Annotated in this window: 12 protein-coding genes and 2 pseudogenes; 7 read left to right on the top strand and 7 right to left on the bottom strand. The window is 35.9% G+C overall.

All coding sequences use genetic code 11. The features are described from left to right. Positions 1-59: 59 nt before the first annotated feature. The 4 genes from A33S_RS0107620 to A33S_RS0107605 are packed head-to-tail and all read right to left on the bottom strand — an operon-like array spanning position 60 to position 4417. The gene (locus A33S_RS0107620) at positions 60-668 is read right to left on the bottom strand and encodes a metallophosphoesterase (protein WP_009382377.1); all 609 of its coding nucleotides are present in this window, start codon (positions 666-668) and stop codon (positions 60-62) included. A 49-nt stretch (positions 669-717) separates the two neighbouring features. After that, positions 718-2361: an ABC transporter permease gene (locus tag A33S_RS0107615; RefSeq protein WP_009382376.1), complete on the bottom strand. Its 1644-nt coding sequence runs from the start codon at positions 2359-2361 to the stop codon at positions 718-720. Position 2362: 1 nt separating this feature from the next. Next, positions 2363-3388, bottom strand: coding sequence for an ABC transporter substrate-binding protein (locus A33S_RS0107610; RefSeq protein ID WP_009382375.1), 1026 nt, complete (start codon positions 3386-3388; stop codon positions 2363-2365). A 3-nt stretch (positions 3389-3391) separates the two neighbouring features. Further along, positions 3392-4417, bottom strand: coding sequence for an ABC transporter ATP-binding protein (locus tag A33S_RS0107605; protein WP_009382373.1), 1026 nt, complete (start codon positions 4415-4417; stop codon positions 3392-3394). A 162-nt stretch (positions 4418-4579) separates the two neighbouring features. On the opposite strand from A33S_RS0107605, the gene A33S_RS0107600 reads away from it, so the two are divergent. Further along, complete coding sequence (locus A33S_RS0107600) at positions 4580-5449, top strand: LysR family transcriptional regulator (protein ID WP_009382372.1); 870 nt, start codon at positions 4580-4582, stop codon at positions 5447-5449. Positions 5450-5499: 50 nt separating this feature from the next. On the opposite strand, the gene A33S_RS0107595 is transcribed toward A33S_RS0107600, so the two are convergent. Further along, a complete protein-coding gene (locus tag A33S_RS0107595; protein WP_009382371.1) occupies positions 5500-6279 on the bottom strand; it encodes a hypothetical protein in 780 nt (259 codons plus the stop codon). Positions 6280-6681: 402 nt separating this feature from the next. On the opposite strand from A33S_RS0107595, the gene A33S_RS0107590 reads away from it, so the two are divergent. Continuing rightward, complete coding sequence (locus tag A33S_RS0107590) at positions 6682-7629, top strand: mechanosensitive ion channel (protein WP_009382370.1); 948 nt, start codon at positions 6682-6684, stop codon at positions 7627-7629. 441 nt (positions 7630-8070) lie between these two features. Here A33S_RS0107590 and A33S_RS0107585 read toward each other — a convergent pair whose 3' ends face one another. After that, positions 8071-8961: a fructose bisphosphate aldolase gene (locus tag A33S_RS0107585; RefSeq protein ID WP_017176706.1), complete on the bottom strand. Its 891-nt coding sequence runs from the start codon at positions 8959-8961 to the stop codon at positions 8071-8073. 1003 nt (positions 8962-9964) lie between these two features. Here A33S_RS0107585 and A33S_RS0107580 point away from each other — a divergent pair. From A33S_RS0107580 to A33S_RS0107565, 4 genes and pseudogenes are all read left to right on the top strand, one after another. Beyond that, complete coding sequence (locus A33S_RS0107580; RefSeq protein WP_009382368.1) at positions 9965-10627, top strand: haloacid dehalogenase type II; 663 nt, start codon at positions 9965-9967, stop codon at positions 10625-10627. Positions 10628-10738: 111 nt separating this feature from the next. Then, on the top strand, positions 10739-11962 hold the full coding sequence (gene allC, locus A33S_RS0107575) for an allantoate deiminase (RefSeq protein WP_009382367.1): 1224 nt from the start codon (positions 10739-10741) through the stop codon (positions 11960-11962). A gap of 197 nt (positions 11963-12159) precedes the next feature. Beyond that, positions 12160-12620, top strand: a pseudogene (locus A33S_RS11735) (2-thiouracil desulfurase family protein). 15 nt (positions 12621-12635) lie between these two features. Continuing rightward, on the top strand, positions 12636-13178 hold the full coding sequence (locus A33S_RS0107565) for a DUF3267 domain-containing protein (RefSeq protein WP_009382365.1): 543 nt from the start codon (positions 12636-12638) through the stop codon (positions 13176-13178). Positions 13179-13234: 56 nt separating this feature from the next. Here the strand turns inward: A33S_RS0107565 and A33S_RS0107560 are convergent, their stop codons facing one another. Further along, entirely contained in the window at positions 13235-13489 is a 255-nt protein-coding gene (locus tag A33S_RS0107560) for a GlsB/YeaQ/YmgE family stress response membrane protein (RefSeq protein ID WP_009382364.1), read from the bottom strand. A gap of 315 nt (positions 13490-13804) precedes the next feature. Here A33S_RS0107560 and cas9 point away from each other — a divergent pair. Then, positions 13805-16962 (top strand): annotated as a pseudogene (gene cas9 / locus A33S_RS12630) (type II CRISPR RNA-guided endonuclease Cas9). Positions 16963-17003: the final 41 nt, after the last annotated feature.

The raw sequence follows: 17003 nt of genomic DNA, 5'->3' as shown, positions 1-17003 counted from the left end.
TAAACGTTAGATAAAGAAAAGGACGTGACCTTAAAGAGCCAACGTCCTTTTTTGAAACACTATAATTGCTTTACTTTAACCGAATCGAGTTCATTAACGTTTATTGAATAGGTCTTTTCATTGGTAATATCAAGAAGTGTTAAGTAATAACCATGCCCAGCACCAGTGTCAATATTAATCGTTTCCTCAGACATCACAATTTCATCTAAATGACAACCTTCACGGAATGTTGGAACGTGCCCGTGAACGACACATTTCCCAGGAAATTGAGTTTGGATATAATCGCTTGGTTCATACCCTGTAGCACGTATCACTGGTTGGTTATTTAAAGCATAACGCGTGTCGATGCCTGCATGTACGAAAATATAGCGTTCGTGTTCTATCACGCAGTCCAAGCGACCGATTATATTCACCCATTTATGGTCGAGATTCGTGCATTCATGAATCCATTTTAATTCATGATTACCGATGAGTGCCTTGGCACCATTTCTAACTAGAGCTTCAACATATTCTAAAGTGCCGGTTGAATCGGGGCCTTTATTTACGTAGTCGCCTAGTAAGACGAGTTGGTCTGTTTGCGAGCTATACTGTGCTTCATGAAGCAATTTTTGAAGTGCTTGTTTATGTCCGTGTATGTCTGAGATTGCGAGTAGCCGATGTTGTGTCATGGTCGTCCCCCTTTCTTTTTGAAAAGTTTGGGAGAAAAGCTATATAAGATTATAATTTACGTTTTCGTTCCCATTGTTCCATAGCGATTAAAATAATAGATGTAATACCTATTGATAACAACGCCATAGCCATACCTTGTGATGAATCACCTTGTTCAAACTGGCGATAAATAAACGTAGCTGACGTATCAGTATTAGGTGGTCTTAACATTAGCGAACCTACAAGTTCACGCATTGAAATACAGAAAATTAATATCCACCCAGAAATGATACCTGGTCTAAGGAGTGGTAGTGTAATGGACTTAAACTTCTGCCACCCTGTACTACCACTCATTTCAGCTGCTTCGAATAAGTTAGGACTGATGTTTTGCTTCACGTTTTTGATATTTTGTACAGCGTACGGAATATACAATACGGTATACGTCACTACTAACATGAAGATAGTGTTATAAAGTGGTATTGGATTGAACTTACTGTTCCAAAATAGGATTAAACCAATTACGACAATGATCCCTGGAACCGTGTTAGGAAGTAAACTTGAAAAGTCTATTAGCTTACTTAAAGGGTTTCTCTTTTGTGACGATAAAACGTACCATAACCCTAAGATACTTGCGAGCGTTGCTGCAATAACCGCAAGTAATACACTGTTAAATAGGGCGATACCACCGTTACCACTTAGTACTTGTACAAAGTTATCTAACGTAATGTTGTCAGGAGTTAAACCTTTAGATAAACGTTTTACGAAAGCATTGATAACAATACTTGCATAAGGTAAAACGATTGTTACGAATAGTTCAATAAATACAAAGAGATAAAGTAATATATCCCATTTGCCTTTCGGAAGGATGCGTGTCTTCTGTCCTTTACCGCTATTTGAGATAAAGTTAGTTCGTGTTTGGAACCACTGTTGGAAGGCCCAGACACCCATACTTACCGTCAGCAGTAATGAAGATAAGAGTGCAGCTCTTTGGAAGTCGATAGGCCAAATCGATGCACTATGGTGAATTTCAGATGTTAAAACTTTAAAGCCAATGCGGTTACCCATAGTTACAGGCGTACCGAACTCTCCAATGGCTTTTACAAAAACAAGTAAGGCACCCATGCTATAACCTGATACAAAGAGTGGTGCGATAATACGTTTGAAGCGGTACATGAAAGAACCACCGTATATAAGTGCTGCTTCTTCTTGAGATTGATGTATGTTTAATAAAGATTTCTTAAGTACGACATATAAGAATGGTGTTAAGTGACAGCTCATGATAACGACCATTCCAAAGAATGAAAAGAATATCGGTGTTAAATGTGAAAATATCGGACTGATTTGATGAAGCAATCCGTTATGTTGCATTGTTAACATCCAGCCCATTGCGCCAATGTATGGCGGTGTCATAAAAGGAACCATAATGAGTACATCTAACCATTGATGGCGACTTAAAGATGTTTTAACCATGATATAACTAAGTGGTAATGCGATTAGTGTTGTCAAAATTACCACTGAAAGTCCGAGTAATACAGAGTTCCAAAGAATTTTTAAGTTGCTTGATTGTATAATTTGTTGCACATTCTCTAAGAAAGATGATGTCTCACTTGGTGCAAAACCCCTATACAAAATTAAGCATAGGGGTAATACCACAAGTATGAATAATACAATCAAAGCAAGGACTTGGTTTAGTCTCTTAACTTGATGTTGCATATTATCTCATTTGATCCATGAATTTTTTTAGTACATCTTCTTTGTCTTTAGATAATGATTCCCAATCGTACTCAAGTTCTTTAATATCCTCACGTTTTTTAGTTGCTTTATTTTTCTTTTGAGATTTATCTGCAGGAATTAAATAGTGTTTATCGACGATTTGTTGACCTTCTTTACCTGTAATAAAGTCCATATAAGATTTCGCATTTTCTTTGTGTTCAGCTGATTTTAAGATGAAGGCTGGACGTGGTGAAATTGACGTACCTGATTTAGGGAACTTGATGTCTACTGGTTCACCTTTATCTTTAGCTTTGTATACCATGTAGTCTACGCCACCATAGATTGCTTTATTCTCACCCTTGATGACTGTTTCAAGTGAAGGTTTGTTAGCGCCTGCAACTTTCATGCCGTTGTCTTTAAGTGATTGGTAATCGTCCCAAGCTTTGTCGCCTTCGTTATTAACTTTAATTGATAATAAATCTAGTGCTGTACCTGATTCTGATGGGTCTGGAACTGCGATTTGATCTTTGAATTCTTTTTTAGTTAAGTCTTCAATATCTTGAGGTGGGTTTTTAACTTTGTCTGTGTTGTAAGAGATACCGAGTGCACTACCACTGAAACCGTAGTAGTAACCGTCTTTATCAACCCAATCTTCGTAAAGCTTGTCATGGTTTTTAACTTTGTATGGTTCAATTAAGTCTTGTTTCTTATAGTCAAGTGCTGCTGGTAATGAAGCAAGTTGTACAACGTCTGCTTTAGGATTGTCTTTTTCAGCTTCAAGACGTCCTAATACTTCACCAGTCGTACCTTGGAAGACTTCAACTTTCTTACCGCTTTTCTTTTCATAAGCTTTAACTAAATCTTTAGCCATTTTCCCAGGGCCTGAAGTATATACGACAAGTTTGTCTTTACTGTCACCGCTACTTTTAGCGTCACTACCTTTGTCACCTTCTGGTTTATTTTGACATGCAGCTAAAAGCATAACTGTAGCAATCAAAAGAACAACATATTTAGATAATTGTTTCATATTTTAAGCCTCCACTTTTAATAATTTTGTTTCATTATAATGAATGTCTAAATGAACAGATGTACCGGGTTCAAAGTAACGTGTGTTATAAAATTTAATTTCTTTATCTTTTATTGAAGCGGTGTACTGATAGCGTTCTCCAGTGAAACTTACCGTTTCAACTTGAGCTTTAATACCGTCATTTACTACGTGCACGTGTTCTGGTCTAATGAATAAACCGTATTTACCATCGGGTTGACTAACTGGTAACGTGATACCTTCATGCGTTCTAAATTCACCATGCTTAACATAACCTGTTAAATATGTACCTTTACCGATGAACGTAGCGACGGCTTTATTTTTAGGGTGCTGGTACAATCTTTCTGGAGTATCGAATTGAACGATTTCGCCATCTTTCATAACGGCGATTTTGTCTGACATGGTCATAGCCTCGTATTGATCATGTGTAACGAATATCGTCGTCATACCATATGTCTTAATTAAGCGTTGAATCAATAAGCGCATGTCTTCACGTAACCCAGCATCAAGTGCAGAAAGTGGTTCATCCATTAGAATAAGGTCTGCTTTAGAAACGATTGCTCTTGCTAGTGAGACACGTTGTTGTTGTCCACCTGATAAAGCGTGTACCGCGCGTTTTTCAAAACCTTCTAAATGTACTTCTTTAAGAACCTCACGAACGCGCTGTTTTAAATTTTTCGTATCTTTTTTGACCTTTAAAGGGTAAGCGACGTTTTCAAACACGGTCATATGTGGCCATAACGCAAAGTCTTGAAAGACCATACCTATTTGACGATTAGACGGCTTCACGAAAATGCGGTCAGCACTGTGATAAAACGTTTGATCATTATGAAGGATTTCTCCATTATCTGGTTTCTCAAGGCCAGCAATAAGTCTAAGTAGTGTCGTTTTACCACTACCAGAAGCACCGAGTAGCGATATGAATTGTCCTTTTTCGACGTTAAGATTAATGTTTTTAATAACTTCGTTTTGGTCGAATGATTTTTTTAGATTTTTAATAGATAATTCCATGTCTTCACCTCACTCAACTCTTACTATAATAAAAATGTATTAATAAATATTAAACAACGTGTTAATGAAGAATCAAAATTTTATATGTAATATGTATAACTGTATAGAAAAAATCTATATTTGATTCATTTAGGTAATCGCTTTTTGAAAAGGAGTCTTTGAATGAACACGAAACAATTAATGATATTTAAGCATTTCGTTGAACAACAAAATGAAAATGTCGTTGCTGAGATGCTTCAAATTTCACAACCGACCGTCACGTTTCATCTAAAAAATCTACAGAAATCGTACGGCGTGCCGCTCTATTTAAAAAAGGGGAAACAGCTCAATTTAACAGAAGCGGGGCAAATGTTATATCAAAATAGCACCAAAATATTAACGCTAATGAGTGAAACTGAAGATTTGATGGAGGACTTTAAAACGTCGAAACGTGGCACATTAAGAATTGGTGCTAGTAACGCACCGATATACAGTATCTTACCTGACACGGTAAAACAATATTTAGAGGCTTATCCTACAATAGATGTGAAGCTATCTGTAGATACGGCGCCGCGCGTTATCGAAATGATTCATAATAGGGAGGTTGATGTCGGCGTCATTTCTGAAAATGGGTTGCCCTTAGAAGGTCTTGAAGTAAAACGGCTCACTGAGAATCCATTAATGTTATCGATGGATCAAGAACATCCGCTCGCTTCTAAAGACGACATACACCTTCAAGACATAAAATCATACCCTTTTGTCATACATAGTACTGGTTCTACAAGAGAGAGTATTGATGAGTGGTTAAACGCTAATCTGTTAGAAATAGATGCGACGATGCAATCGAATAATATGAATAGCCTGATTGAGACGATTCGAGGTTCTGAGTTTTTAAGTCTAATGAGCGCTTGTGTCGTGAATCATCCCGACATAATATCTAAGCCACTACCAAATCCACCGAAGAACCGTCATATATCGCTCGTGTTTAAATCTGACCGTTACATTACACCGATGATACAAAACTTTATTTCACTTCTTTATAAATCAATATAAAAGTCAAACCCCAACTCAAGTCGAAATTCACTTGAATTGGGGTTCTTTAGTTAATAGTTTTCGAAAATCATATTCGTTTTGAGTTGGTCGTTCGTTTCATGAATATTTAATGCATCAAGTTTCTTAATGATCGCTTGTTGAACGGCTTTGGCTTCAGATTCGCTAGATACCTTCGCAGAGACCTCTACAACGTTATCGTCTTGAATATTCCAGTTCTCAATACGGATATCATGACCGTCAATAGAACCTTCGTGGCGTTCGAAGTGAACGGGACCAATGACTTCTGGTGATTTAATTTGATTAAGCAGCGTTGAGAAAGGTGCTGCTGCCTCAGCCTTTAATAAATCAAGGCTCTTTGTCGCACCAGGAAGTGTCGTTCCTTCGTTGTCTAAAGTGACTTTGGACTTATTTGATACGCTTAGTGTTTGTTTACCTTCCCCGTATTCAACTTCGTATTCTTCTGCATCGTAGCCATCAGCTTGAGCTTTTTGAATGGCAGCGTCTACGTTACCATCCGTTATTGGATAACGCTTTTTATATTGAAGCTTCGTTTCATCATCGTTTTCGGACTTTCTTACACGGAAAGTCGTTTTCTTATTGAAGTTTGAACGTGCTCCGTCGTCTATGTATTGTACATTGAAGTCTTCGTCTTTATCTTCAGAGCCTAAGTCGTGTAACACGTCATGATCAATGTGTCGATTGTCTTTCACGATTTTATCTGCGTCTGCGTATACCTTAACTTCATACTGCGCTGATGCACCGTGTGCGATTGGTGTTGTAAGTGCGATACCACCTATAAATATTGAACTTGCGATAAGTAATTTTTTCATTGTTAAATCCACCTCCGACTTTTACACTACTTGAAAAGTTTTGACGGCGGATATATATGACGTAAAAAGATAATAAATATTTTAAATATAAGTTCTATTATCTTTTTGAATTTACTTTTCAAAATAAACAAACGCTTAACAATTTGACTAAATTATGAATACAAAACCTTGAATTAGGGTAGCATTTAAAAATAAATCATTAAATTTGATTGTTGTTTTAAATTAGTAACTACGAAGGATTAGCGTTATTACATATTTTAGAATTTCAAAAATGTCTTAGGTAGTGTCTTTTTGAAAACAAAAAATGTTGTAATAATCTATAATTATTTAGAATAATTATCAAATTATGATTAATTTTCTTTTTGTAAGGGTACTTATTATCTATAAAGGAGGAATTCTAAAATGGAAAACATTAAAGATCAATTTATGGGAATTCTTAAGACAATCATTGACTTTATTCCTAACATTATCAGTGCATTAGTTCTTTTATTAGTTGCATGGATTGTAGCGACAATCGTTAAAACAATTATCGTTAAAGGTTTAAAAGCAATTGGCTTAGATAAGAAACTTCGTGAAAAAGGCTTAACTGACCCAGACAAGAAAAAAGATGAGTCTAAAGGTCTTATCAAGACACTTGGTAAATTAGCTTATTTCTTAGTATTCTTATTATTCTTACCAGCAGTATTCGACGCTTTAGAAATGAAATCAGTTTCTAAACCAATCAATGGTATGATGGGCACTATCTTTGATTTCTTACCTAAAATTATCGTTGCAGTTGTAATTCTTGCAATCGGTATGTTCATCGCAAAAGTATTAGGTACATTAATCAAAAACTTATTAAACAGCATTAACGCTAGCAAATATAACCATTACTTAAACTTTGGTAAAAATGACAGAGACGGTTTAGACATTCCTGAAACAGCAGGTTGGATCGTAACTGCATTAATCGGTTTATTCTTCGTAGTTCAAGCTATTAACACAGTTAACTTATCAGTACTTAACAAAATCGGTACTGCAATCATCGGTTACTTACCACTATTATTATCAGGTGCAATCATCTTAGCACTAGGATTCATCGGTGGTAACATGTTAAGCAAAGTTGTTAAAAAATCAACTGGTAACAACATGGTTGGTGAAGCAGTTAAGTACATCGTTGTAATCGTAGCTGTATTCATGACATTAGATCAATTAGATTTAGCAGCTAGCATTGTAAACGGTGCATTCTTATTAATCCTTGGTGCTGTTGCGGTAGCATTCGCTATCTCATTCGGTATCGGTGGTAAAGAATTTGCTAAAAGACAATTAGACAAATTCGAAAACAAAGCAAATGACGACAATTTCCGTAAATAATTCTTAGAAATAAATGAACGGTGCGACAGAGTAATCTGTTGCACCGTTTTTCTTATGGAGACATAAGTCTCGAAGAGTGTGATAACTTCAGAGATATGTGGCTAAAAGTATAGTGATTAAGCGCTATGTGTGTAGGTAAATACACGAGACTAGGAATAAAAACGAAAAAAACCCAGTAAATACATCAGGAGATAATGAATTCAAAATTCATCAGCTAGCAACTTGAATACAAACACAAAACTCTCTACAATTAGGCAACTTCTCAGAAGCTATGATATGGCGTTAAAAGCACATCGCCTCTAACAATTATAATATATCATAGATAATTAAATTTTACACCAATTAATTTAAAATATATTTATTAGGAAGCTGACCTGGAAGGTCTTTTCAAAAAGAAAAAGCCCAGCTCGCATAATAAGCGAACTGAGCTAGTCGGTTAAATTAACCTTTATTTACTGAAGCATCGTAAATAGTGTCGATACTTTCTTGTAATTCTTTATTGAATTCTTCATCAGTTTGGTTAACGTTTAAGTCGTTGATTAATGCACGAGAGAAGCTTGCGATAAGGTTATCGTTCTTCTTAAGAATTTCATTAGCTTCTGAACGTGTGTAACCACCAGATAATGCAACTACGCGCACAACGTTAGGGTGCTCGATAAGTTTCTTGTATTGGTTCGCAACTGATGGGATTGTTAATTTAAGCATTACATATTGATCGTCGTTTAAAGCGTCTAATTCAGCTTTGATTTCATCAGCTAAGATGTCTTCGATCTTCTCTTTATCTTCAGCTTTGATGTTAACTTCTGGTTCGATGATTGGTACTAAACCAGCAGCGATAACTTCTTTAGCAACGTCAAATTGTTGTTTAACAACAGCTTTGATGCCGTCTTCGTTAGCTTCTAGGATATTTGAACGCATTTTAGTACCGAATACTTCACGTTCATTACCACGGCGTAATAAATCTTCTAAATCTGGATTAGGTTTCATAAGTTGAACACCGTTCTCTTGTTCAGCTAAACCTTTATCAATTTTAAGGAAAGGTACAATGCCTTTGTCAGCAAGGTACTGAGTAGTGTATTTACCTTCAACTTCACGGTCAATCGTTTGTTCGAATAGAATCGCACCGATTACTTTATCTGAAGTAAATGCAGGTGATGTTACAATACGTGTACGCATTTCATGAACAAGGTCGAACATTTCTTCTTCATTATTATATTGATCTTCTTCAATACCGTAACCTTTAAGTGCTTTAGGTGTACTACCACCACTTTGGTCTAATGCTGCAATAAACCCTTCACCATTTTTAATCTTATCGAATTGTTCTTGGTTCATTAGTTCCACTCCTTTGATTTATTTTACATATCTAGTATGATAAAAAACACCCTACAACACAAGTATTATTACATGACTTTTCAAAACTTTCACCATTATCGAAAGTTTAATATTTATATAAATATCATTATGTGTATGACTTCATTTTCCATTACTTTTGAAAAGCACTTTAGTTAAGCGAACGCTGTCTTTAGCGGCGAAATTAGTAGGGTGAGAAGTAGCTTGTGCAGAGGGGTAGGAAGTAGTTCTAGTGCGTATTAGGTCGAGACAATTACGAGTCATACTTTTGGTAGAAGCACTAACACTTATTGATATTTATCATAGTCAGTCCGTGTAAAGTTTAGAAAAGTACCTGATAAAGTGATTATTAATATTAATGAGTAAAAGACAGGGTCATTTAGTGGTAGAATTTCGAATATATTAAGCATACAAAAGAGCAAACTTATTATAATTAAGGCTTTAATCGTATTGCGAAGTAATTTCATTAGATAGCTCACATACCTTCTGAGTAGTTTGTAAATATAATAACATGAATATATGCTTGTTTTAAAAGATAAAACTATTAATGATTGGATCTTATTTCTTTAATATAATCAAATATAATAAATCTGAAGGCTTGTTACATTGTTTGAGACAAACAATGTAACAAGGAAGCCATAATACAAAGACTGAGGCAAACAATGTAATAAGGAAGCCATATTACAAAGACCGAGTCAAACAATGAAACAAGGAAGCCATGTTACAAAGACTAAGGCAAACAATGAAACAAGGAAGCCATGTTACAAAGACTGAGACAAACAATGAAACAAGAAAGCCATGTTACAAAGACTGAGACAAACAATGTAACAAGGGCGTCCGTGCCTCCAATCTAAAGCCCAGTCTACTACCACTACTCGTCCCGAAACTGCACAAACTCCTAGTATTTCCTAAAATTCCATAATTTCACAGGTTAATCGCTTACATTTTGGGATATAAGAGTATAAAGATAGAGGAGATGAGAGAGATGACATATAAATTAATTGTCTTTGATATATATGGAACGCTTTTCGATGTACGCTCAATAGATGGGGCCATCGATCAGCTTGAAAGTGAACGTACTAAAGAAATCGGCGCGCTTTGGCGTAAGACGCAACTTGAACATGCGTTTTTAAGACAGGCGATGCAGAGCTATGTTGACTTTGAGGAGATAACAATTAACGCGCTCCGTTATGCGCTTAATTACTATAATGTCGGTCATACTGAGAAGGAAATTCAGTATATCGCAAATAAATATACAGATCTTACGCTTTTCGAAGATGCGAAAGGGCTTTTAAAGAAGGCGCCTATTGCGGATTATGCGATTCTATCGAATGGTACGGATCATATGCTGGATCAACTTGCCTATAATAAAGAGGTTGACCAACATTTCAAATATATTATCAGCGTGGATCAGATTAGGCAGTTTAAGCCGAGTCCGGCGAGTTACCGCCTGATCTTGAATAAAAGTAAGCTGAAGCGAGAGGACATCCTGTATGTGTCTTCGAATTCGTGGGATATTAATGGCGCAAGTTCGTTTGGTTTTGACACGGCTTGGGTTAATCGTAACGGTGAGTTATTTAATGATAATGGCTCTAAACCGACTTACGAAATCAAAGATCTTTCAGAACTAACGCAACTAGTTCAATAAATTAAAAGGGTTAGGGCAAGCCGTTTTCGTCCTAATCCTTTTTTGTGTTATAACAAAGTATGAGTCGACGTGTTCAAATAGCTAAGAATAGATATCGAAGGAGATGATTATTTGAACATTAAACAAGCTTATACGGAGCTCGACCGCGTGTTTACAAGTTTTGGCGGTCTTGAAAATGGTGGAATTACAAGGCTTCTTTATACGAAAGAATGGGAACAAGCCATTAATCATCTTAAATTACTACTTAAAAATGAAGATTTCGAAGTGCGCAGTGACGATATCGGTAATTTAATCGGTCGAATCGAAGGGACGACGCACCATAAGGAGACGATTATGGCCGGGTCTCATATCGATACCGTGGTTGAAGGTGGTCACTTAGACGGACAGTACGGTATCTTGGCTGCGTTTCTTGCGATGAAGTATTTAAAGGATACTTATGGTAAACCGAAACGTTCGCTTGAGTTACTCGTTCTTGCCGAAGAGGAAGGTAGCCGCTTTCCATACACATTCTGGGGTAGTAAGAATTTCTTCAATATCGCAAAGCCTGAGGATGTAGCAGGTATTACGGATGACGAGGGCATTTTATTTGAAGATGCTATGCATAAATCAGGGTATGATTTTCGGAAAAAAGACTACCCGCACAATGACCTCAAGGCGTTTATAGAAATGCATATCGAGCAGGGTAAGGTGCTTGAAGCGGAAGAGAAGCAAATTGGCGTCGTTACAAGCATTGTAGGTCAGAAACGTTATACGGTAAAGCTTGTAGGTGAGACGAATCATGCAGGTACGACACCTATGGGTATGCGCCGCGATGTGATGGTTGCGTACGCTGAGATCATCCAAACGCTTACGAAACGTGCGCGTGAAGAAGGGGATCCGCTTGTAGTAACGTTTGGTCAGGTCAGTCTAACCCCTAATGTGGTCAACGTCGTGCCAGGCGAAATTGAGTTTACAGTTGATACGAGACACGATGATGCCGCTAAACTGAAGGCATTCTCAGAAGAGGTTGAAAGTACGATTCAAGATATCGCGAACGCCCATAAGTTGAATGTTGAAATGGATTGCTGGATGGACGAAGCGCCGACACAACTTGATGCCAATATTGTTCATGATATTGAGCAGGCCGCCTCTTTAAGAGCCCCTGGCAAATACAAGCGCATGAGTTCTGGTGGCGGACATGACGCCCAAATATTCGCGCAACATGTACCAACAGGCATGATTTTCGTACCTTCTATTGATGGCATATCGCATAGTCCTGAGGAAGATACCGATATAGACGACCTTGTGAAAGGTATTGAGGTCATGGCAGAAGTTTTATATCAATTAGCGTATTAATAGGGTAATTAGATGTGATTTACATGTAATTTTAAGAACCATTGCGTTCCCTTTTTAAAAGGCCTTTTCAAAAAGAGAAAATAGAGAATTCAGGATCTGACGCTTGTATACGAGTCATGTACAAGCGTCTTAATTTATGCGTAAATTTGCTAAAATATATGATACGATTATTATAAATATTAAAATGTGGTGTTACAGTGATAATTGTGAGTGCATGTTTGGGGGGGAACCAGTCAGATACGACGGTGACCATAAATTAAAAGAAGATTTAAGGCAGCTTGTCGCGGACGGTAAGGCAGTAAGCGTGTGTCCAGAGGTGCTAGGCGGATTGGCGGTACCGAGGGAGCCTTCTGAAATCGTTGGCGGCAACGGTGATGATGTCTGGGAAGGTCGCGCGAAAGTAATGACGATAAGCGGACGAGACGTAACAGAGAACTTCAAAAAGGGTGCCCTAGCGTCATTGGAAGTTGTACGAGAGTTTGGCGGGTCGCTTGTCATATTGAAATCAGGCAGTCCTTCGTGTGGTAGCGGTGAAATCTATGACGGTCACTTTAATGGTGGTAAACGAAGCGGTCAAGGTGTCTTCACGAGTTTATTGAAGCGATACGGTATTGAAGTTATGGATGAACATGAGTGGGGGACGAAGCGACGTAAATGATAGGGAGGATAAGTTATGAAAGAAACATATGAGTTAGATATTTTAAATGATAAGAAGTTGGCTATTCGATTAAATATTTATGGCTTATTTGTGGTCATTGCAAGTTATCTCATCTTTGCGTTTTATGTTTCAATATTTGATGGTTCAGAATTTGTAGTAAATTTCTATAATTTTCTAGGTATTATTTTATTATTTATAGGATTTCTTATAGTTCATGAACTGATTCACGGTTTGTTCTTTAAAGTGTTTAAGCCTGAACGCCCAGTGAAGTATGGGTTTGTATCCGGCATGTTGTATACTACGAGTCCGGGATCGCTCTATTCGAGAATGAAGTTTAACATTATTATTATAGCGCCATTCTTAGTCTTAACTACACTACTGCTTATTTTGTATCATTTAAATGTTATAACTCCTGAGATTTTTAAAGTAGTTGGTACGTTTCATACTGGCGGTTGCACAGGCGACTTTTATATGATCATGTTAATTTTAAGGAAGTGTTCGAAGGAAGGATTTGTTGAGGATACCGCGAAAGGGTTAAAGATATATGAGCGTGAATAAGCTAATAAAAAATACCAACTAACACGATGGTTAGTTGGTATTTTAAATATAACTAATTATCTCTTTTTGCTAAGCATTTTAACAATTAGTGACACTAAGAAAATTAAAATTAGTGAACCGATTAATGCTGGGATAATGTGAATGCCGCCAAATTCTGGACCGAAACCGCCCATTAATTTGCCGCCTAAAATAGAACCAAGGATACCAGCGATGATGTTACCGATGATACCGCCTGGGATATCTTTACCAAGAATCATGCCGGCTAACCAACCGATAAGGCCGCCAACAATTAACATAATAATAATACCCATATATATCATGCTCCTTTTGTATATTTCAAGCACTTCCAATATTCCACCATATCCAATTAATAAACATAAAATATGAAGAAAATGTAAATATTTGTTATGGCGTAAGGATAAACGCTTTTAAATAAAAAATTTATTTAAACGTATTAAGTATTGACGTACAAAACTAAGTGTATTATAATTTAAATATAGTAACAAATTTAATTTTGTACTTATACCTAAAATTACAGAATCTACTAAAACAAGGCAATATGCCGTGTTTATCTCGTCAATTGTATTGGCGAGATTTTTTTTATAATTTTTTAAGGGGTTGAAATTATGGGACAAGATTACATATTAGGTTTGGATATAGGTATAACTTCTGTCGGATATGGTTTAATTGATTATCATGATAAATCTGTTATTGATGCAGGTGTGCGCTTATTTAAGGAAGCCAATGTAGAAAATAATGAGGGGCGTCGTTCTAAACGTGGATCCAGAAGATTACAACGTAGACGTAAGCACCGCTTAGCTCGAACTAGGAATCTATTAGAATCTTATCAACTTAATCCTTTTCCAAAATGTGAAAAGAACCCTTATGAAATCCGTGTAAAAGGCTTTAAAGAAGTGCTAACTTCAGACGAATTAAGTGCTGCGCTACTTCACCTAGCTAAACGTCGTGGAATTGATAATGTTCACGTGACGGATACTGAATCAGATAGTTCAGATAATGGCTTATCAACTAAAGAACAACTAGCGAAGAATCAGAAAGCTCTTGAAAGTCGTTATGTTTGTGAACTTCAACTTGAACGATTATTAAATGATAATAAAGTACGTGGTGCTAATAATCGCTTTAAAACTCAAGATTTTGTTCGTGAAGCAAAACAAATTCTTTCTATTCAGAAAGATCATCACAACCTAGACCAAGTATTTATTGATAAATATATCTCTCTTTTAGAAACAAGACGCGAATACTATGAAGGCCCTGGTAAAGGTAGTCCGTACGGTTGGGATGGCGACATTAAGAAATGGTATGAACTTCTTATGGGGCGTTGTACTTACTTCCCTGAATCATTGCGCAGTGTGAAATATGCTTACAGTGCAGACTTATTTAACGCTCTTAATGATTTAAACAACCTTGTTATTGTGAGGGATGAAAATGATAAGCTAACGTATCCAGAAAAATATCATATCGTTGAGAATGTTTTTAAACAAAGGAAAAAGCCAACGCTTAAACAAATAGCTAAAGAGATTGACGTCGCACCAGAAGATATTCGAGGCTATCGTGTGACAGCTTCTGGAACGCCAGTCTTTACGTCGTTTAAACTTTATCATGATATTAAATCCGTTACATCTAACGATAAAGTGTTAGAAGATACAGAGCTTTTGGACGCGATTGCTGAAGTATTAACGATATATCAATCTCCTATTGAAGTCCAAGAAAAACTTGAGAGTTTGAATGTTATTTTAACGAAAGAAGAAATCGAGGGAATTTCTAAATTAACTGGTTACACTGGTACACATGCACTTTCTTTAAAAGCCATTCAAATCGTTATCGATGAATTATGGGAAACGAACGACAACCAAATGACAATCTTTACTCGTTTAAATATGAAACCTCAAAAAGTTGATTTAGCAAAAGCGAATAAAATCCCTACATCATTAGTGGAAGACTTCATCATTTCACCAGTTGCTAAGCGCGCATTCATTCAGTCTATTAAAGTAATAAATGCTGTAATTAAAAATATGGTTTGCCTAAAGATATAATTATTGAGCTTGCACGTGAGAAAAACTCTGATGAGGAAAGAAAAATTATTCGAGACGTTCAAAAACGTAATCAGCAAACACGTGACCTAGTAGATAAAGTCATTAAAGAAACTGGTAAAACTAAAGCTAAAGGTATGGTTGAAAAGCTTATATTACACGATAAGCAAGAAGGTAAATGTTTATATTCATTAAAGAGTATTCCATTAGAAGACTTGCTTAATAATCCGCATCATTATGAAGTAGACCATATCATTCCACGCTCAGTGTCTTATGATAACTCTATGAACAATAAAGTTTTAGTGCTTCAGGAAGAAAATTCTAAGAAGAGTAATCAAACGCCGTTCCAGTACTTTAATTCTAGTAACACGCATATTACTTTTAAACAATTTAAACAACATGTTTTAAATCTTAGTAAAACTAAAGATCGCATCACGAAGAAGAAGAAAGAGTATCTATTAGAGGAACGAGATATTAATAAATTTAGTGTTCAAAAGGAATTTATTAACCGTAACTTAGTTGATACGCGTTATGCCACAAGAGAGTTAATGACGTTATTACGCGCTTACTTTTCTGCTAATGAACTCGACGTTAAAGTTAAGGCCATTAACGGTGGATTTACAAGTTATCTAAGAAAGCGTTGGGATTTCAAGAAAGATCGTAATGCAGGTTATAAACATCATGCTGAAGATGCTTTAATTATTGCGAATGTTGATTTTATTTTTAAACAGCTTAAAGCACTTGATAACGCGAAGAAAGTAATGGAAGGTCGTAAGGTTCAAGTTGAAAAAGACAATGTCGAAGATAATGAACATTATGAATCATTGTTTAGAGAACCTGATCAAATTAAAGAGATCAAGTTGTATGATAACTATAAATTCTCTCACCGAGTTGATAAAAAGCCGAATCGAGAGCTTATTAATGATACGATTTACTCTACTCGTAAAGTTGACAATAAAACCTATACAATCCAAACAGTTAATAACATCTATGATAAGCAAAATGATCAATTAAAGAAATTGTTTAATAAGTCACCTGAAAAGTTCTTAATGTATAAACATGATCCTAAAACTTTTGATAAATTAGCTACCATTATGAAGCAATATAAGAATGAGAAGAATCCATTATATAAATTTCATGATGAAACAGGCGAGTATCTGACTAAATATGCTAAAAAAGATAATGGACCAATTGTAAAGTCGCTGAAATATATTGGAAAGCAAGTAAATGCACATCTAGACATTACAAATGATTATGAAAATTCTAATAACAAAGTTGTTAAATTATCTCTTAAACCTTTCCGATTCGATGTTTATTTAGATGACGGAAAATATAAATTTGTTACAGTGAAATATCTAGATATTATTAAGAAGGATACTTATTATGTCATTGACGAAGAGAAATACAAACTTGCATTGCAACAAAAGAAAATTAGTGAAAATGCTAAGTTTATAGGAAGTTTTTATAATAATGACTTAATTAAAATTAATGGTGAGTTGCTACGTGTAATTGGTGTAAACGATGATGCTAAAAATACGTTAGAACTTAATATGATTGATATATCGTACCGTGATTATGTAGAAAATATGAATTTAGCAACAACTCCTAGAATTAGAAAAAATATCGGTAAATCTATCACAATATTAGAGAAGTACACTACTGATATACTCGGTAACACTTTTAAAATATCTTCACCTGAAAAACCTCAATTTATCTTTAAGGTTAGGGATTAATTATGGCTTGGCGAATCGTTTATGCTTCTGAAGTCGATCGC

Origin of the sequence: Staphylococcus massiliensis CCUG 55927 (assembly GCF_000298075.1) — a bacterium.
Lineage (GTDB): Bacteria > Bacillota > Bacilli > Staphylococcales > Staphylococcaceae > Staphylococcus > Staphylococcus massiliensis.
This window is presented reverse-complemented; position numbering and strand designations above follow the sequence as displayed.